Source organism: Caballeronia sp. LZ001 (genome assembly GCF_031450875.1).
Classification (GTDB): domain Bacteria; phylum Pseudomonadota; class Gammaproteobacteria; order Burkholderiales; family Burkholderiaceae; genus Caballeronia.
In genome coordinates this window covers 970,725-989,131 of the sequence record NZ_JARTVX010000003.1, presented here as the reverse complement: position 1 = coordinate 989,131, position 18,407 = coordinate 970,725, and the positions used below count along the sequence as shown (strand labels likewise).

General features: G+C 62.3%; 13 protein-coding genes and 1 riboswitch. Of the genes, 4 read left to right on the top strand and 9 right to left on the bottom strand.

Annotation, left to right across the window (positions count from 1 at the left end):
• Positions 1-151: 151 nt before the first annotated feature.
• From uca to P9292_RS09010, 8 genes are all read right to left on the bottom strand, one after another.
• A complete protein-coding gene (gene uca / locus P9292_RS09045; RefSeq protein WP_309958626.1) occupies positions 152-3,757 on the bottom strand; it encodes an urea carboxylase in 3,606 nt (1,201 codons plus the stop codon).
• A gap of 184 nt (positions 3,758-3,941) precedes the next feature.
• Positions 3,942-4,583 carry an urea amidolyase associated protein UAAP2 gene (locus P9292_RS09040; RefSeq protein ID WP_244830645.1) on the bottom strand — a complete coding sequence of 214 codons (642 nt, stop codon included), beginning with the start codon at positions 4,581-4,583 and terminating at the stop codon, positions 3,942-3,944.
• 16 nt (positions 4,584-4,599) lie between these two features.
• Positions 4,600-5,304, bottom strand: coding sequence for an urea amidolyase associated protein UAAP1 (locus tag P9292_RS09035; RefSeq protein ID WP_309958625.1), 705 nt, complete (start codon positions 5,302-5,304; stop codon positions 4,600-4,602).
• Between the two features lie 14 nt (positions 5,305-5,318).
• The gene (locus tag P9292_RS09030; RefSeq protein ID WP_250469446.1) at positions 5,319-6,110 is read right to left on the bottom strand and encodes an ABC transporter ATP-binding protein; all 792 of its coding nucleotides are present in this window, start codon (positions 6,108-6,110) and stop codon (positions 5,319-5,321) included.
• Positions 6,107-6,922 carry an ABC transporter permease subunit gene (locus P9292_RS09025; protein WP_309958624.1) on the bottom strand — a complete coding sequence of 272 codons (816 nt, stop codon included), beginning with the start codon at positions 6,920-6,922 and terminating at the stop codon, positions 6,107-6,109. The genes P9292_RS09030 and P9292_RS09025 overlap by 4 nt, the downstream gene beginning before the upstream one ends.
• 24 nt (positions 6,923-6,946) lie before the next feature.
• Entirely contained in the window at positions 6,947-8,023 is a 1,077-nt protein-coding gene (locus P9292_RS09020; RefSeq protein ID WP_250494624.1) for a putative urea ABC transporter substrate-binding protein, read from the bottom strand.
• A 58-nt stretch (positions 8,024-8,081) separates the two neighbouring features.
• A riboswitch (guanidine-I (ykkC/yxkD leader) is annotated at positions 8,082-8,212 on the bottom strand.
• A gap of 189 nt (positions 8,213-8,401) precedes the next feature.
• The gene (locus P9292_RS09015; RefSeq protein WP_250469456.1) at positions 8,402-8,722 is read right to left on the bottom strand and encodes a chaperone modulator CbpM; all 321 of its coding nucleotides are present in this window, start codon (positions 8,720-8,722) and stop codon (positions 8,402-8,404) included.
• A 6-nt stretch (positions 8,723-8,728) separates the two neighbouring features.
• Positions 8,729-9,682, bottom strand: a complete 954-nt coding sequence (locus tag P9292_RS09010; protein ID WP_309958623.1) for a DnaJ C-terminal domain-containing protein — start codon at positions 9,680-9,682, stop codon at positions 8,729-8,731.
• 421 nt (positions 9,683-10,103) lie between these two features.
• Between P9292_RS09010 and P9292_RS09005 the strand changes: the two genes are divergently transcribed.
• A complete protein-coding gene (locus P9292_RS09005) occupies positions 10,104-12,470 on the top strand; it encodes an EAL domain-containing protein (protein ID WP_309958622.1) in 2,367 nt (788 codons plus the stop codon).
• Positions 12,471-12,603: 133 nt separating this feature from the next.
• The gene (locus P9292_RS09000) at positions 12,604-14,289 is read left to right on the top strand and encodes a methyl-accepting chemotaxis protein (protein WP_309958621.1); all 1,686 of its coding nucleotides are present in this window, start codon (positions 12,604-12,606) and stop codon (positions 14,287-14,289) included.
• 22 nt (positions 14,290-14,311) lie between these two features.
• Here P9292_RS09000 and P9292_RS08995 read toward each other — a convergent pair whose 3' ends face one another.
• A complete protein-coding gene (locus P9292_RS08995) occupies positions 14,312-15,250 on the bottom strand; it encodes an SMP-30/gluconolactonase/LRE family protein (RefSeq protein ID WP_309958620.1) in 939 nt (312 codons plus the stop codon).
• A gap of 219 nt (positions 15,251-15,469) precedes the next feature.
• Between P9292_RS08995 and P9292_RS08990 the strand changes: the two genes are divergently transcribed.
• Together P9292_RS08990 and P9292_RS08985 are read left to right on the top strand one after the other, a co-directional pair.
• Entirely contained in the window at positions 15,470-17,017 is a 1,548-nt protein-coding gene (locus tag P9292_RS08990) for an altronate dehydratase family protein (protein ID WP_309845671.1), read from the top strand.
• 95 nt (positions 17,018-17,112) lie between these two features.
• On the top strand, positions 17,113-18,405 hold the full coding sequence (locus P9292_RS08985) for an MFS transporter (RefSeq protein ID WP_244830629.1): 1,293 nt from the start codon (positions 17,113-17,115) through the stop codon (positions 18,403-18,405).
• Positions 18,406-18,407 lie beyond the last annotated feature (2 nt).

Below are 18,407 nucleotides of genomic sequence, written 5' to 3'. Positions count from 1 at the left end.
CTGCGAAGTGAATGCGGTCGCGGCGTGGGTAGCCGCGTGTTCTCAATCCGCGTTCAGATTAGATTCGCAGGGGGAGGGCTGCCAGTTCAAAAAAAAAATGACATGTTGAATGAAATTCAACGGGGACTTGCGGCTCCCTTGGCTACGACATTCAGACGTTCCCGATGATCGCCACGCGCTGTCCCGCCTTCACGGGCGTGCCAGGCGCCACATGGATATCGGCGACGATGCCCGCGCAGGGCGCGCACACGGCGATCTCCATCTTCATCGATTCGATCACGAACATCACGTCGCCTGCCGCAATGCGCTCGCCCGCCTTCACGCGCACCTGCCAGAGATTGCCCGCGATCTCGCTGTCCACCGCGGTCTGACCGTCTTCGAGCGGCACGGTCTCGCCTTCGGTTACAACCGGAGGCTCGAAGCTCTCCTGTGCTTGTCCCGCTTCACGCCAACGCTCGCGTTCCGCTTGAAACGCGGCTTGCTGACGGGCGCGGAATGCATCGATACCAGCCGCCTCGCGTTTCAGAAACGCCTCGTAGTCGGAGAGAGACAGCTCTGTCTCCTCGATCTTGAGCGGATAACGTCCAAGCGGAAAATGCTCGCGAATATGCAGCAGTTCATCGGCCGGGACTTCGTAGAAGCGGATCTGATCGAAGAAGCGCAAGAGATACGGACGGCCCGCGAAATCGGCAATCGCGCGATAACGGTTCCACATCTGCAACGTGCGCCCGACGAACTGATAGCCGCCCGGACCTTCCATGCCATAGACGCAAAGATACGCGCCGCCGATGCCAACGGAGTTCTCCGCGGTCCACGTACGCGCCGGGTTGTACTTGGTCGTCACCAGCCGATGGCGTGGATCGAGCGGCGTTGCAACTGGCGCGCCGAGATAGACATCGCCCAAGCCCATCACGAGATAGCTTGCGTCGAAGACGATGCGCTTGACGTCATCGATCGATTCGAGGTCGTTGATACGCCGGATGAACTCGAGATTGCTCGGGCACCACGGCGCATCCGGCCGCACGGTGGTCATGTACTTGTCGATGGCCAGGCGGCAAGCGGGATCGTCCCATGACAAAGGCAAATGCACGATGCGCGAAGGCGCGCGCAAGTCCTTTTGCAACAACACGCGTTGCCACGTCTGCGCGACCGTATCGAGCAACGTTGCAAGCGGCAGGCGCTCAGGCTGATAGTGAACCTGCAGCGAGCGGATGCCGGGCGTTAGATCGATCACGCCGGGCAACTCGAGCGCTTCGAGCGATTGCATCAGCGCATGGCCACGAAAGCGCAGGACGAGGTCCAGTTCCGCGGGGCCGAGTTCGAGCAGCAGGTGCGTATCGCCCGACACACGCGCAACCAGCCGGTCGTGATTCGCGCCGATGTCCAGCACGATGGGCGATGTCAACGCGCGTCTTCCATCAGCGCTTGCAGGCGGTGCTTCAAGCGGCTCAAGCGTCTTCAATTCGACGAGACGCGCCCGTGCCGCCGCGCGCGCCTCATCGATCCGCACAGGCACGAAACGCACCTTGTCGCCCGCCTTCAACTGCCCGATCTGCCACAGGTCCGCTTCGATGATCGTCACGGGACACACGAAGCCGCCGAGGCTCGGGCCATCGGGACCAAGAATCACAGGCATGTCGCCAGTGAAGTCGATCGCGCCGACCGCATACGGATTGTCGTGAATGTTCGACGGATGCAGTCCCGCTTCGCCCCCGTCCTCGCGCGTCCATTCGGGTTTCGGTCCGATCAGGCGCACGCCGGTACGGCTCGAATTGAAGTGAATTTCCCATTCGGTGTCGAGAAAGGTCTCGATGTATTGCGGACTGAAGTACTCCGGCGCGCCATGCGGACCATAGATCACGCGCAGTGTGCGAACCGGGTCGAGCGCGGGCGTGAACGAAAGGCGCACGCCATGTGCGCGATCCATCGAGGGATGCAGATGCAGTACATCGCCCGCGCGCAACGCACGTCCGCCGTGGCCGCCGAACTGACCCAGCGTGAACGTGCTGCGGCTGCCGAGGTACTGCGCGACATCGAAGCCGCCACGCACGCACAAATAGGCGCGTGCGCCCGCTCCACGAATGGCACCAAGTGCGAGTGTCGCGCCTGACGGAATGAAGAGCGTCGTGTGCATCGGCTGCTCGATGCCATCGACGGTCACGCTCAACGCCGCGCCCGTGATGGCGATCACCGCGTCCGTATTGAAGCGCAACGTGGGACCGCTCATCGTGATTTCGAGCGCGGACGCATCCGGCGAATTGTCGAGAAGCCGGTTACCAAGGCGTAACGCTCGATCATCCATTGGGCCCGAGGGCGGAATGCCGACCGCCCAAAACCCGAGTCTGCCAGGAAAGTCCTGAACCGTGGTCTGCGTGCCGCCGCTCACGATCTCGACGGTGCTCGCGCGATACTTGAGCCCTTCGAGACAACGCGTCCACGGCTCGCCCGAAGCGAACGGCGTGTCGTCGATGATCTGCCGCAGATACACGCGATTGGTCTCCACGCCGTAGATGCGCGTGGCGTCGAGTGCTTCGGCGAGCGCGTGGCGCGCGGCTTCGCGTGTCGGTTTCCACGCGATCAGCTTCGCGAGCATCGGATCGAAATAGGGCGGCACTTCGCAGCCGGCTTCGATCCATGTGTCGATGCGCAGCGCGCTGCCATCCGCTTCGGGAAACGCGACCTCGGTCAGCAAGCCAGGACTCGGCTTGAAATCGCGGCCAGGATCTTCTGCATAGAGCCGCGCCTGTATAGCGTGACCAACGGGCTTCAACGCGGCGCCGAGTTCGTCGAGCGGCGCAAGCGTGCCTGCCGCGAGTTCGATCATCCACTGAACGAGATCGATGCCCCAGACTTGCTCGGTCACGCCGTGTTCGACCTGCAGCCGCGTGTTCACTTCGAGAAAATAAAACTGCGCGGCACCGCTGTCGTATACGAATTCGACCGTCCCAGCCGAACGATAAGCCACCGCTCTGGCAAGCCGCAACGCCGCTTCGCACAATGCCTCTGCCATGCCATCGGGCAACGAAGGCGCGGGCGTTTCTTCCAGCACTTTCTGGTTACGCCGCTGCACCGAGCAATCGCGTACACCGAGTGCAAGCGCGTTGCCGCGGCCATCGCCGAAAATCTGCACTTCGAGATGCCGCGCGCGTTCGATGTACTTCTCGATGAACACGCCCGCATCGCTGAAGTTGTTTTGCCCGAGGCGCTTCACCACGTCGAACTGCGCGGCGAGTTCATCGGCAGTCCAGCACACACGCATGCCGATACCGCCGCCGCCCGCCGTGCTTTTCAACATCACCGGATAGCCAATGCGCCCAGCCGCCTGCAACGCGGCTTCGGCGTCTTCGAGAAGGCCGGTGCCTTCGAGCATCGGCACGCCTTGCTCGGCCGCAATGGCGCGAGCCGTATGCTTGAGCCCGAAGGCGCGCAATTGCGCGGGCGTCGGTCCTATGAACGCGATGCCGGCTGCTTCGCACGCCTCCCCGAATAGCGCGTTTTCCGAGAGAAAGCCGTAGCCGGGATGGATGGCCTGCACGTTTTCGCGGCGCGCGATCTCGAGGATCTTCGCGACATCCAGATACGTGGATGAAGCCGCGCCCTGACCGAGCGAATGCGCGATGGGCGCTTCGCTGACGTGGCGGCTCGCGAGATCGGCTTCGCTATAGACCGCGACGCCTGCTATATCGAGCGAACGCAAGGTACGAAGGATGCGGCACGCAATGGCACCGCGATTGGCAATCAGGACTTTGTCGAACATGACAGGGGCGGATGCGTCGGCGGGTCGTCCCGTCGATTGAAAGATGCACGCCGGGGTCGTCCCCGGCAGCGTCCTCAGACTTTCGTTCGATGAGACTTTAGCGAGTCGCACGAACAGGCGCCGAGTCGTCCCGCGCGAATCATCATCACGAGATAGAACCATTCACGCAGGCGGTTCATTCGCATCATTCCCATATCAGTAACTCCGCGGGTGTCGGGTTGTAGGCGTTGCAGGGGTTGTTCAACTGCGGGCAATTGGAGATGAGCACGATGACGTTCATCTCCGCGCGCAGTTCGACGTATTTGCCGGGCGCGGAGATGCCGTCTTCGAACGTGAGTCCGCCATCGGCTGTCACCGGCACGTTCATGAAGAAGTTGATGTTCGGACTCAGGTCGCGTTTGGAAAGCCGTCCGTCGTGCGCGCAGGCGCGTAGGAAGTTGTCGCGGCAGCTATGCATGTAGCGCTTTTCGAGCGCATAACGAACGGTATTGCTCTCCTGAGCGCATGCGCCGCCAAGCGTGTCGTGACGGCCGCATGTATCGGCAACGATGGTCAGCATCGGGTTGCCGAGGTTCGAATACAGCACGGTTCCCGTCGTCAGATAGAGGCTCTTCTGGCGGCGCAGGGTGCGTTGCGGATCGAAACGTTCGCGCGGGTTGTCGAGGCTGTAGAAGAGCGTATCGACAGCCTGATTGCCTTCCATATCGCGAATGCGCAGCGTCTGTCCGGCCTTCAGTTCCTTGAGCCACGGCTCGCCGGCGCCGAGCGTTTCGCGGTGGATCGCATCTTCTGCACGGCGGTCGCTGGCGGTGAGGTAGGTCGTCATGTTTGTCGGTCTCCGCTCAAAGATAAAAGCGCTCGGTGTTGATGAAGCCACGCACGTTTTCCTCGCACGAAGTGCGGCAGAGTTCAGCCACTTCTCGATCCGCATTTGCCAACGAGAGCTTCACGGGTTGCGGCGCATAGTTCGCGTTCGGATCGAGCGGATGCTGAATTGCGGTGAGCACGACGAGCGTGTTCATCGGCGCATAGAGCTCGACGTAATCGCCTGGCTTCGAATTGCCGCTGACGAAGGTAAGCGCCCCCTGGTCCGTCACGTCGACGCGGCTGAAGAGATTCAGCGTCATCAAGAGATCGGAGAGGCCGAGATTCCATTTGCCCATCTCGACGAGCAGGTTGTCCATGCCATTGCGATAAAAGCCGTTACGCAGTTCCTGATAGCGTCCCGCGCCATACTTCTCATGCACTTCCCCGGCATTCGATACCCCGCCGATGCTGTCGTGCCACCCGCATGTATCCGCGACGATGGCGGCAAGCACGCGGCCCATGTCGGAGTAGAGGCAATGGCCCGCGCTTAGTTTGGCCGTGTGCTGGCACTTGAGCGTATCGGGCAGATTCAAGCGTTCGCTTTTTTCGGCGGCGTTAAACATCATGATGCTGACGTTCGCGCCGCCATCCATATCGGTCAGGCGCAACGACTGTCCCCGCTTGACGATCAGCGACGCATGTCCGCCGCCGGGAACGGTTTCTTCGAGTAGCAAGTCCATCTTCCTGGGTTCCTTTAAGCAGGTATCGCTTCCGCACGCGCGGCGCCTTCGACGGCCGCCCGTGCAACGTGGATCGACGAAGCCGAGTCGCGGCTATGGTCGAGCGGAATGTTGTAGGTGATACGCGCGCCATACGCGCCGGGCGCTTGCGGATCGACACGTACCTTGTCGAAGACGAGCACGCGGCTGCCGAGCGTGAAGCCTTCTTTCAGGTCGTGCGTGACCATGAAGATGGTGAGGCCCGACTCGCGCCAAAGCTTCAGCAGCAGTTCGTGCATGTCGCGGCGGATGCCCGGATCGAGCGCGCCGAAGGGTTCGTCGAGCAGCAAGATGCGCGGCTTCATCATGAGCGCCTGCGCAATGGCAAGACGCTGCTGCATGCCGCCTGAAAGCTGATGCGGATACTTGTCGAGCGCGGCGGCAAGACCGACGCGTTCGAGCATCGCCACGGCTTCGTCGCGTGCAGCCTGTCGACGCGCGCCGAAAAGACGGCCCATGAGCCTCGACTCGCGCAACTCGTGACCGAGCATCACGTTGCGCACCACGCTCAAATGCTCGAACACCGAATAGCGCTGAAACACCACACCGCGATGCGCGTCCGGTTCACCTGGCAGCGGTTCGCCATCGAGCAGGATCTCGCCGCGTGTCGCGCGTTCCTGACCGAGCAGAAGGCGCAGAAACGTGGACTTGCCGCAGCCCGACGCACCGACCATCGAACAGAATTCGCCTTTTCCAATCTTGAGATTCAGGCGTTCGAGCACGACCTGGTTGCCGTACTCTTTCCACACGTTGCGGACTTCGATCATCTTGCGCCTCCGCCGTACCAGGGAAACGCCCACAGCGTGATACGGCGCAGGCTCTCGTCGATAAGCCATGCGAGCAGCGTGATCCACGCGACATAAGGCAGGATCACGTCCATCGCGAGATAGCGGCGCACGAGAAAGATGCGATAGCCGAGGCCGTCGACGGATGCGATCGCTTCCGCCGCGATGAGAAAGAGCCACGCCGAACAGAGCGCGAGACGCAGCGCGACAAGCAGGCGCGGCATGAGTTGCGGCAGGATCATGCGCAGCATCAGCGTCCAGCTCGTGGCGCCGAGCGTCTGAGCCTTGACCCACAACTCGTCGGGAATCTCGCGTGCGCGCTGCTGAAGATCGCGGATCATCATGGGCGTAATGCCGATCACGATCAGCACGACCTTCGACAACTCGTCGAGGCCGAACACGATGAAGAGAATGGGCAGCACCGCGAGCGGCGGGATCATCGAGACGACAGTGATGAAGGGCGAGAGGGTTGCGGTGACGAGCGGAATGCTGCCCGTCACGATGCCCGCGACGAGCGCGATCACCGCACTCACGGCAAGCCCGATGCCAAGGCGCTTGAGGCTTGCGAGCGTATCGGTCCAAAGCAGATATTGGCCCGTGCGCTTGTCTTCGGTGAAGGCGAACTGAGTGATCGCCTCGCTCATCTGGCTCGCGCTCGGCAGCACCTTGTCGCCGGGATTGTCCTTGAGCCGCAGCGACGAACTGGTGAAGTACACCGCCAACAGCACGATGAACGGCATCAAGAGCAGCAGCATGGCGCCGCTCTTGCTCGGGTGTCGGTTGATGAGTCGCATCGCGCAGCCTCCGGTTCGCAGGCGTTAAAGCTTGCCGTCGGCGGCCATGCGCACGTAGGTCGGATCGAAGCGCAGCTTGACGTTGCTCTTGCTGCCGACCACGACGCCCTTGTCGAACGCCATGCCGATTGCGTCCGCGCTCGGCGCGCCTTGACCGAGCAGACCGTGATCGAACGAGAACTTCGCGACGCGCGTCATGGTGCGCGGCAGTTCGGGACTCGTCGCGAAGTCGAGCGCGGACTTAGGCGTGTAGAAGAGCGCGGTGGTCGAGAGCTGGCCCTTGAAGCCCGGCAGATCGGTGCCGGATGCCTTCGCCATCGCGTTGAGGGCGGCGGTGCTGTCGGCGCTGTTGGCGCGCATCAGCGACATCATCTCGAACCATGCGCCCGTCAGTGCCTTGCCGAGTGCGGGGTTCTCTTGCAGCGTCTTCGTGTTGACGACCATCATGTCCATGATCTCGCCGGGAATCTTGCTCGAATCGAAGACTTCGGTCACATCGGGCTTGGCCTTCAGGTCGGCGAGCATGGGATTCCAGGTGACGGCCTGCTTTACGGCGGGTGTCGCAAACGCGGCCGAGATATCGGCATCCGATGTGTTCACCACCTTGAGATCGCGCTCGCTCATGCCGGCGGATTCGAGCGCGCGGGCAAGCAGATAGTGCGATACGGAAAACTGCACGAGGTTGATCTGCTGACCCTTGATGTCGGCGATCTTCTTGCCAGTGCCCTTTACGAGCACGCCGTCGTTGCCGTTGGAATAGTCGCTGACGATAAGCGCGGTCGAGTCCACGCCGCCCGCGGCGGGAATCGTCAGTGCGTCCATGTTGGTCATGGCGCAGCCGTCGAACTTGCCGGCCGTGTACTGATTGATCGACTCGACGTAGTCGTTGAGCTGCACGACATCGACATTGATGCCGTACTTCTTGGCCCACTTGGAAACGATGCCTTGAGTTTTCGCTTCGCCCCACGGCATCCAGCCCGCATAGATGGTCCAGCAGACCTTGAAGTCCTGACGACCGGCGGCGAACGAGGGAGAAGCGGTGGAAGCAAACGCGGCGAGAGAGAGGGCGGCGATGCCGATGAAACGGGATAGCTTGCGCATGAGGTTGACCTCGAAGGGGTTATCGACGGCGGGGAGCGGCGCGACTCTCGATCGCGTTCTCTCCCGGGCTTTTATCCCGCCGTGTAACCTCGCGCAGAACCTTGAGGTCGACAACTCTCGGACCAGCATCGCGCGTATGGATCGTCCCTCATGGACGCTACGCGGATCGGAACCCTAGTTATCTATTGCAAATTGTTGGTGCTAAACCGGATGAAGCGCCGGCTCCTTGCTGTAGCTATAAGCGATAAGCGTGCCATCGCAAATGAGCGCATGTTTCATGGATTCAGCCATGCGTGTGCACCAAATCCGGATGATCGGCGCACCATCGAAGCGCTCGTGCGACGTTTCGGGGAAAGGCCGCACGAAGGCTCATGCGTATCAACCGCGGTCGCCGTAGCGTGCGAGGCGCGAGCGCAAGGCATCGATCTGATCGAGCAGATCGAGTGCAAGCGCCACGCCTTGCGCGTTCAGTTCGAGATCGCTGGTCAGTCGTTGCGCGGTCATGGCGCGGCGCAACGACGTGCCGCTGAAGCGCCATTCCTCGATACGCGCACCTCGCGGCTCGAATGCGCCTTCTTGCACCCAAAGCGCGAGCTGATCTTCCGAAGCGCCCGTGATGCGACACAGTTCGATCATCGTGAACTCGACGTGCTCCTCGACGATATCGCCCTGCAGATAAACCGGCTCGTTTTCATTCATGATGGTTCACCCATAAAAGTGCGCGCGCGGATCGAAGTCGAACGCATCGCGCATGGCGTGATAGGCAGCCTTCCTGGCGTCGGTATCGGCGGGAGGCAGCACGATGCCGAGCATGACGTAGACATCGCCGGGCGGATTGCCGGGAATGCCTCGACCGCGCAACCTCAAACGTCGTCCGGCGGCAGACCCGGCCGGAACGGTCACGGTCACATCGCCGGATGGCGTCGGCACGACCACCTCTGCGCCAAGCGCGGCTTCCCATGGCGCAAGCGGCAATTCGACGGTGACGTCGCGGCCGTCGACGGTATAACGCTTGTGCTTGTCGACCGTCACTTCCAGATAGAGGTCGCCTGGCGGCGCATTGCCCGAACCGGCGCCTCCCTGACCCGCGAGGCGCAGGCGCTGGCCGTCGAGAATGCCCTTCGGTATCGTCACATCGAGCGTGCGCGTTCGATAGGTCACGCGTCCTTCATCGTCGATGACGGGCATTTGTAGCCTGAAGGTGCGCTGCGCGCCGGTGTAGGTATCTTCCAGGCTGACCGCGACGCTTGCATGATGATCCTCGCCCGGCCACTCGGGCATGCGCGACCGTGTCCCATGCCGCGCGCGTGCGCCGCCGTGCATGCCGCTGCGTGCGCCGAACAGGTCGCTGAAGAAGTCGTCGGCGTCTTGCTGACTTTCGCCACCGCGATACTCGAAGCCATCGCCGACATCGGGACGCGGACGGATCTCGTCGCCATCTTTGAGCCCGGTGCCGAGGGCATCGAACGCGGCGCGCTTCTCCGGGTCCTTGAGTACCTGATATGCCTCGCCCACTTCCTTGAAGCGCGCTTCGGCGTCCGCGTCCTTGTTGAGGTCGGGATGAAACTTGCGCGCGAGTTTTCTGTGAGCGGTCTTGATTTCCGCTTCGCTCGCCGTGCGCGGAACGCCCATGACCGCGTAGTAGTCTTTGGATTTCATGGTTAGCCCGGATGGTCGATCATTGGTCCCGGTTCGCCGACGCGACGCGTAGTCGCGACGCCGATGTCGTCCCGTTAATATACAAGCATGTTTGCTGGAGCGTGTCATGGGTGAACGATTCGAGCGCGCAGAAGCGGCTCGACGAATGGCCGCACGCTCGTTTCGAAGCGCATGCACGGGCGTCCCTCGGACGAAGAGGACGCACCGGCGCTTCACGTATCGGTAAGGCACGCTTGGAGCCTTGTTCTCGCACTCTCCCTGACGGCTCCATCGCCCGCGCCACGTATTTCTTCGTCCGCACAGGGCTAAAGCATTTGCACTCGTGCGTCGTAAACCAGGAATCGCCTGATCGGCTCCATCAAGCACGAGGCTTGGTCGACTCGTCCACCACGTCCACCGAAAGCCTGGTTTTGCAATGCCCATGTCCCATCATTCCACCCAGGGTTCAGTCGACCGCGCACGGTCGGAGACTCGATCCGCGCAGAACCAGGGCTTCCTGTCGTTCTTCCTGAAAACTCAGGCATGTAGCGCAACTTTTTCCTCTGCCTGCGTCGTGCAGCACATGCTCGGTGCGGTGGGCGCGTTCGCGCTCGTTTATTGGCCACTCGCGTCCGTGTCGAACGTCGCGGCGTCGTGCGTCGGCGCCTTTGCCGGCGGCGTCGTGCTGACGATCGGTCTTGGTCGTGCACGCCGCGCCGCCGGGCGCGAGAATGCCACCCGCGCGCTTGCACGGGCGATGTTGGACGCGAATCGCGAATGCCTGAAGCTGCTGGACGAAGAAGGGCGCATGTTGCGCATCTCCGAGCATGGCGCGCAGTTGATGCAGGCGAGCGGCCCGGAACAGCTTGCCGGCGCCGACTGGCTGAGCTTCTGGTCGAACGATGACGCCATCGCCGCTCGCAGCGCATTCGCCGCCGCGCTGCAAGGCGCGCGCACGTCTTTCACTGGCGCGTGCCCGACGACGACAGGCGAGCCGAAGGTATGGCAGTCGCGATTGATCCCTATCGAAAACGGTACGGGCGGCGTCTACGGCATTTTGTGCGCGTCGCTCGATGTCACTCAGGAAGCCGACCTCGCCGCCGATCTGCGCGCGAAAGACGCGCTGATGACCGAGATGGAAGCGCACGCCGGTCTCTGCTTCTACTCGTATAGCGCGGATTTCAGCCACTTCCATCGGTTGAGCGAAGGCTGCGCGTCCCTGTTCGGCGTGGACGCGCCGACGCTGCTGGAACGTCCGCAAGCGTGGATGGATGTCGTGCTGCCCGAAGACCGTCCGCAAGTCGAAGCCGCGATGCGCCGCATCGTCGACACCGCGATTGGCGGGCGCGTGCAATACCGCATCGAGCGGCCCGGCGGCGGCGTGCGTTGGGTGCAAAGCACGGGTTATCCCGTGCGCGATGCGGCGGGCGGCGTGGCGCGCATCATCGGCATCAGCGAGGACATTACCGCGGAGCAGGAGCGTGTCGCGGAACTGGACCGGCTGGCTTTCTCGGATTCGCTGACAGGGCTCGCGAATCGCGTTGCGCTCTTGCGCGCCATCGAGGAACGCTGCCGCGAGGACAACGTGTTCGCGCTGATGTTCATCGATCTGGACCGCTTCAAGGTGCTCAACGACACGCTCGGCCATACGGCAGCCGACCGTCTGCTCAAGTCGCTGAGCGAAGTGATTCAGGCGGCGCTCCCGGCCGATGCCTTTCTTGCGCGACTCGGCGGCGACGAGTTTGCCGTGCTGATCGACGAGGCACGCGACAAGGAACGGCTTGCGAGCATCGCGCGAATCATTTTCGGCGTGCTCGCACAAACAGGCGATGCGCCTCGCGCCGGCGCGTTCGTCACCGCGTCGATCGGCATTTCCGTGTTCCCCGAGAACGGCGCCGATCACGAGACCTTGCTCACGAGTGCGGACATTGCGATGTATGCCGCGAAGAAGGCCGGGCGCAACGGCTTTCGCTTCGCCGACAAGGACGCAAGCAAGCGTATCGTCGACTTCAACCTGGAGCGCGACCTGCCCGCCGCGCTCGCCAACGACCAGTTCGTGCTGCACTATCAGGCGATTCACGAGCCGCATTCGCTCGCGGTCCGCAGTGTCGAGGCGCTCATCCGTTGGAGTCATCCAACGCGCGGTGTCGTCTCGCCGGGCGTGTTCATTCCGATTCTGGAAGAGAGCGGCTTCATCATCGAGGTCGGCGCGTGGGTCATGGAAGACGCGCTTCGGCAGCTTGCGCACTGGCGCAGAAACGGTGCGAGCGCGCTCAGCGTCTCCGTGAACGTGTCGGCGCGGCAGTTGCGCGATACGGCTATCGTCGATGTCGTGGATAACGCTTTGCGCCGGCACGGACTGCCGCCGTCGAGCCTGCAAGTGGAACTGACCGAGAGTGCGTTGATGGAGAATGCAGAGCTCGCGCAACGCACGCTCTGTGCGTTGAAGGAACTCGGCGTGCGCATCGCCATCGATGACTTCGGCACGGGCTATTCGAGTCTGCGTTATCTCGCGGATTTCGCGCCGGATACGCTCAAGATCGACCGTTCGTTTGTCGCTCGCCTGGAAAGCGATGCCGCGACGCATGGCATCGTGTGCGGCATCATCCAGATGTCGCATGCGCTTGGCGTGAGCGTCACGGCGGAAGGTGTCGAGCGCGCAACGCAACTGGACATGCTGCGGCAAGCGCAGTGCGACTTCGTGCAAGGTTACTTGCTGAGCCGGCCGGTCGCGCCGGAACTCGTCGTGGGACTTTCGACGCTCGTGCCCGAGCCGAGCGGTGTCGTTGCAGCGGGCGCCGTGACGTAGCAGCGGCCGTCATACCTACATCCTCATTACAGTTTCCCTGCTTCACGCCGATAAGAAGGTGGACAAGCTTGCAACAGGCGTCGATAAGCATCGCGCCTTGTCTCCACCTACGACCACTCTGGAAGCAAAACGAATGAAGAGCCTGACAATCCGGGCGCGGCTCGCGCTCACCATGATTTTTCTTGGCGTGCTGCTCAGCTTGTCCGTGGGAATCGGTCTATACGGCATGGCGACCATCAAGGCGTCCGCAAGAGACGTGAGTCTGAGCACGTTGCCCTCCGTCAACGCGCTGGGTGTCTCGGACGTGTACCTGAACCGCGCACGCGTGCTGCTCGACCGCTTTGCGCTCGACCGCGAAGGCACCGGAGGGGAAGACCTGCGCGCTCGCGCCGAGAAAGCGTTGGCCGATTCGGACGAGTGGTACAAGAAGTACGATGTCATCCCGCGTGGCGCGGACGAAGACGTCCTCGCGAAGGACGTGGTCGAAGGCCGCGCTCAAATGCGCAAGGCAGTCGAAGCTTTTGGCGCCGCCATCGAGAAACGCGATCAGGCCGAGATCATTCGCTATGCACAGAAAGACGTGCCCGATGCCTACAATCGCACGAGCGATGCCTTCAAGAAGCTGAAGGAATTCCAACTCATCGACGCAGCCCGCCAGGACGAGGAAAACGACAGCAGCTACGCAACCGTGCGTACCGTTGGCTTCATCTCGCTCGTCGTGGGTATTGCGGGCGCGGCTTTCGGTTGGTACTTCCTGCGTCGCGCGATCATGTCGCCGCTCGCCGATGCACTCGAGCATTTCGAGCACATCGCGGCAGGCGATCTGACACGCACGGTCACGATCAAGACCCACGATGAGATGGGCCAGTTGCTCTCCGGCGTCGCCGCCATGAAGGAGAAGCTCGCGGCAACCGTCGGCTCCGTCCGCACGAGCAGCGAGGCCATTGCGAGCGCCAGCAAGCAGATTGCAGCGGGCAACACCGATCTTTCATCGCGTACCGAACAGCAGGCCGCTTCGCTGCAGGAAACGGCCGCGAGCATGGAAGAACTCACCGCGACGGTCAAGCAGAACTCCGAGAACGCGATGCAGGCAAGCGGCCTCGCCGACAACGCGAACGCCGTCGCCAACGAAGGCAGCGCTATCGTCGGTCAGGTCGTCGAGACCATGGCGGGCATCGAACAGAGTTCGGCCAAGATCGCGGAGATCATCGGCATGATCGAAGGCATCGCCTTCCAGACCAACATCCTTGCGTTGAACGCCGCGGTCGAAGCCGCTCGCGCTGGCGAGCAGGGTCGCGGCTTTGCCGTCGTCGCAAGCGAAGTGCGCAGCCTCGCGCAGCGTTCGTCGAGTGCCGCGAAGGAGATCAAGGAGTTGATCGAAACGTCGGGCGGCCGCGTGCAGGCGGGCACGGAACTCGTTGCCCGCGCGGGTGGAACCATGCAAAAGGTCGGCACGGCGATACAACGCGTGACGGACATCATGGGCGAAATCGCGTCGGCATCGCATGAACAGACGCGCGGTATCGAGCAAGTGAACCAGGCCATCTCGCAGATGGACGAGGTCACGCAGCAGAACGCGGCACTCGTCGAAGAAGCGGCGGCAGCGGCTGGGTCGCTGGAAGATCAGGCCGAGCAATTGCGCACGACCGTCGCCGTGTTTCGCACGGGCCAGGCTGTCGTTGCCGCGAGCCGTGCGAACGCAGCGCCGGTGCACCGTCCTGCGCCCGCGTCGATCGTGAAGGCCGTTAAGCCTGCCGCGCCGAAGAAGCGCGCAGAACCCGCGGTCGCAGCCGGCGACGGCGACTGGGCCACGTTCTAAGCGATGAAACAGGGCGCTCGCGCTAAACGTTCGCGACGCCCTGCGTGTTCACGTACACCGAATAGATCGACTGCGACGCCGCCATGAAGAGACGGTTGCGCTTCGGTCCGCCGAAGCAAAGATTGGCGCATCGCTCGGGCAGGGCGATGCGTCCGATCGGCTTGCCCGCAGGCGAAAGAATCATCACGCCGTCGAGTTCGTCGCTGCCCATGCCCCAGCCGCACCACAAGTTGCCGTCGACATCGACGCGTATGCCGTCCACCGTTCCCACGCCCGCGTCGTAAAACACGCGTCCCCGGCCGATACCGCGCCCGTCCTCCGACACGTCGTACACGTGGATGAGCTTGTTCGGCACGCCGCGCGATTCGGTCACGTAAAGCAGCTTCTCGTCGGCCGAAAAACACAGACCGTTCGGTCCTTTCAGATCCGCCGTGACGAGGCTCGCTTCGAGCGTCTTTGCGTCGATGCGATAGATGGAATGCGGCAGTTCCGGCTCGGCCTTGTTGCCTTCATAGTGGCCCCAGATGCCCATGGGCGGATCGGTGAACCAGATCGAACCGTCGGACTTGACGACGACATCGTTAGGCGAATTGAGCGGCTTGCCATCGAACGAATCCATCAGCACGGTTATGCGGCCGTCGTATTCCGTGCGCGTGATGCGGCGCCCATGTTCACACGTGATGAGCCGTCCTTGCCGGTCACGCGTGTTGCCATTCGCATGGTTCGATGCAGCGCGATACACACTCACCGCCCCCGTTTCCTCCTCCCAGCGCAGCATGCGGTTATTCGGGATATCGCTGAACAAGAGGAAGCGGCCATCGCCGAACCAGACCGGACCTTCCGTGAACCGAAAGCCCGTTGCAAGCCGCTCGACCGCGGAGAACGCAACGCGATAGCGGTCGAAGGATGGATCGAGCGAAATCACGCGCGGGTCGGGATAGCGTTCGGTCTGTTGCCACATGAGATGTCTCCTTGTTATCAGCGTCGGCGCGGCGGCGGTCCCGGCGCTCCCGGTGTCTCAGCCCGCAGATTAGCGCGCCGGACTAAAAAATTTCTTGCTTCTCAAGCAAACCATAGCAAATCCCCGATCCGTATGATTGGCGCAGCGAGTGGTCCATCCAGTACTTCATGAAGCGGTCCATCAGGCGCGTACTCGCGGCGCATAACTTATACAAAACCCATGATCGAGCAGTCCGAAAAGCGCGTCGTCGGCCCGGTGATCCGTCTTCATTCCAATGACAACGTCGTGATTGCCCGCACGGATGTAGCGATGGGCACGCGCGTGGATGCCGAAGACTTCGTGAGCCGAAGCCAGGTCACGGCAGGCTACAAGATCGCCGCCCGCGCCATCCGGCAAGGCGAGCCGATCCGCAAATACAACGTGGTGATCGGTTTCGCCGCCGCCGATATCGCACCGGGCACGCTGGTTCACGGACACAACGTCGAGTTCCGCGACTTCGATCGCGACTACGCCTATGGCGAGGACTATCGCGCGGTCGAGCAGTTGCCTGTCGGGAAGCGCGCGACGTTTCAGGGCATCGTGCGCGCGGATGGCAGCGTGGCGACGCGCAATTACATCGGCATTCTCTCCACCGTGAATTGCTCGGCCACGGTCGTGCACAAGATCGCGGAATGGTTCACGCCCGAGCGACTGGCGGATTACCCGAACGTGGATGGCGTGGTGGCGTTCAGCCATTCGATCGGCTGCGGCATGGAGATGAGCGGCGAGCCCATGCAACTGCTGCGCCGCACGATGGCCGGCTACGCGCGCCACGCGAATCTCGCGGCGGCACTTATCGTCGGACTCGGTTGCGAACGCAATCAGTTGCAAGGCCTGCTCGATCAAGAGCATTTGAGCGCAAGTTCGCGACTGCATACCTTCACGATGCAGGAAACCGGCGGCACGCGCAAAACCATCGAGGCGGGCATTGAAGCTGTGAAGGCGTTGCTGCCCCGCGCCAACGACGTCACGCGCAGCACGGTCGATGCGAGCCATCTGAAGATCGGCCTGCAATGCGGCGGTTCGGACGGCTTTTCCTCGATCAGCGCGAATCCCGCGCTCGGCGCCGCAATGGACATTCTCGTGCGCCACGGCGGCACCGCCATCCTGTCGGAAACGCCCGAGGTCTATGGCGTCGAACATACGCTGACGCGCCGCGCCGTGAGCCGCGCGGTGGGCGAGAAACTTGTGGATCGCATCCGCTGGTGGAAGGAAGAATATTCGGTCGGTCGCGATGTGCAGATCAACGGCAAGGTGAGTCCGGGCAATCAGGTCGGCGGCCTCGCCAACATCTTCGAGAAATCGATCGGGTCGTCGATGAAAGGCGGCACCACGCCGCTCATGGAGGTGTATCGCTACGCCGAGCCCGTGACGCAAAACGGCCTCGTTTTCATGGATACGCCGGGCTTCGATCCCGTCTCCGCGACCGGACAGATCGCGGGTGGCGCGAACCTCATCGCGTTCACGACGGGGCGAGGTTCCATGTTCGGCGCGAAGCCCGTGCCATCGATCAAGCTCGCCACCAACACGCCGATGTATCGCCGTCTCACCGAGGACATGGACCTGAATTGCGGCGCCATTCTCGATGGCGAAGCGAGCATCGAAAGCATGGGGCAGGTCATCTTCGACGCGCTGCTCGCCACCGCTTCGGGCGAGCGCAGCAAGAGCGAACTGCTCGGCCTCGGCGATCACGAATTCGTGCCGTGGCAGATCGGCATCATGAGTTGAGAGTGAGGATTTAGACACGACAGCATCGGCAAGGCAGGACCTTCGCGGCCGAGGGCTTCATGGCCGCTCCATAACTAAAGCAGTCAAGGAGACATATGAAGACCGGCAAATACCGCTATGTGGTCGCGGGCCTGCTATTCACGGCAGGCGCGATCAACTACATGGATCGCGCGGCGCTCGGCATCGTCGCGCCCATCGTTGGCAAGACGCTCGATCTTTCGCCCTCGCAACTCGGCATCATCTTCAGCAGCTTCTTCATCGGCTATTCCATCTTCTCCTTTCTCGGCGGCTATTTCTCCGACAAGTGGGGCACCGTGCGCGTGTTCACTTACGCCATGGGCATCTGGTCGCTGTTCTGCGGACTCACCGCGGCCGCGACGGGATTCGTCTCGCTGCTCGTATGCCGCGTGTTCTTCGGCATTGGCGAAGGGCCGATGAGCTCTAATACGAATCGCACGATCTCGAACTGGTTTCCGCGTCACGAGACCTCGACGATGATCGGCTTCACGTTCTCCGGACAGACACTCGGCAATGCCATTGCGGGACCGGTGGTCGGTCTGATCGCGTATGCGTTCGACTGGCGCACGTCGTTCATCGTGATCGCCGTGCTCGGCTTTCTGTGGCTCGTGGTGTGGCGCATCTTCGTGACCGACAAGCCCGCGCAAAACGCGCGCGTGCGCGATGACGAACGTCGCATGATCGACGAGAGCCGTTCCATTGCCGAAGCCGCGAACGTGGAGGACGACGGCATGACGCTCGGCGCGTATCTGCGCCGCCCGAGCACGCTCGCGCTCGGCGCGGGTCTCTTCGCCGTGAACTACACACAGTACGTGTTCATCTCGTGGTTGCCGAGTTATCTGACCAACGTGATGCATCTCGACCTCAAGCAGATGAGCATCATCACGTCCATTCCGTGGATTTGCGGCGCCATTGGTTACTTCGGCGGCGGGCTGGTAGGCGACTGGATTTATCGTCGCATGGACGATCCCGTGAAGGCGCGCAAGCTCGTCGCGACGATTCCGCTCGCGCTGTCCGGTGTCGCCGTGCTGTGCATCACGTCGGCCACTTCGCTCGTGGCGGCGGTCGCGCTCATCGCGGCGGCGCTCCTGTTCCTCACCGGTTCGTGCCAGGCCATCTGGGCAATTCAGCACGAGATTCTGCCGCTGCATCGGCAGGGCGGCGTGGGTGGCTTCATCCACTTCTTGAGCAACCTGTCGGGCATCATCGGACCGGCGCTGACAGGGGTTCTCATCCAATACTTCGGCGGCTATCACAGCGCGTTCTTGTTCGGCGCGCTGATCGATTTCACCGGCGTCATCGCCATGGTGCTTTTCGTGCATAACCGCCGCGCATCCGAACTCGGCATCGCAAGCCAGTCCTTGCGATAAAC

Coding starts and splice junctions, on each gene's coding strand:
- uca (WP_309958626.1), bottom strand. CDS start 3,757: ATGTTCGACAAAGTCCTGATTGCCAATCGCGGTGCCATTGCGTGCCGC.
- P9292_RS09040 (WP_244830645.1), bottom strand. CDS start 4,583: ATGACGACCTACCTCACCGCCAGCGACCGCCGTGCAGAAGATGCGATC.
- P9292_RS09035 (WP_309958625.1), bottom strand. CDS start 5,304: ATGGACTTGCTACTCGAAGAAACCGTTCCCGGCGGCGGACATGCGTCG.
- P9292_RS09030 (WP_250469446.1), bottom strand. CDS start 6,110: ATGATCGAAGTCCGCAACGTGTGGAAAGAGTACGGCAACCAGGTCGTG.
- P9292_RS09025 (WP_309958624.1), bottom strand. CDS start 6,922: ATGCGACTCATCAACCGACACCCGAGCAAGAGCGGCGCCATGCTGCTG.
- P9292_RS09020 (WP_250494624.1), bottom strand. CDS start 8,023: ATGCGCAAGCTATCCCGTTTCATCGGCATCGCCGCCCTCTCTCTCGCC.
- P9292_RS09015 (WP_250469456.1), bottom strand. CDS start 8,722: ATGAATGAAAACGAGCCGGTTTATCTGCAGGGCGATATCGTCGAGGAG.
- P9292_RS09010 (WP_309958623.1), bottom strand. CDS start 9,682: ATGAAATCCAAAGACTACTACGCGGTCATGGGCGTTCCGCGCACGGCG.
- P9292_RS09005 (WP_309958622.1), top strand. CDS start 10,104: ATGTCCCATCATTCCACCCAGGGTTCAGTCGACCGCGCACGGTCGGAG.
- P9292_RS09000 (WP_309958621.1), top strand. CDS start 12,604: ATGAAGAGCCTGACAATCCGGGCGCGGCTCGCGCTCACCATGATTTTT.
- P9292_RS08995 (WP_309958620.1), bottom strand. CDS start 15,250: ATGTGGCAACAGACCGAACGCTATCCCGACCCGCGCGTGATTTCGCTC.
- P9292_RS08990 (WP_309845671.1), top strand. CDS start 15,470: ATGATCGAGCAGTCCGAAAAGCGCGTCGTCGGCCCGGTGATCCGTCTT.
- P9292_RS08985 (WP_244830629.1), top strand. CDS start 17,113: ATGAAGACCGGCAAATACCGCTATGTGGTCGCGGGCCTGCTATTCACG.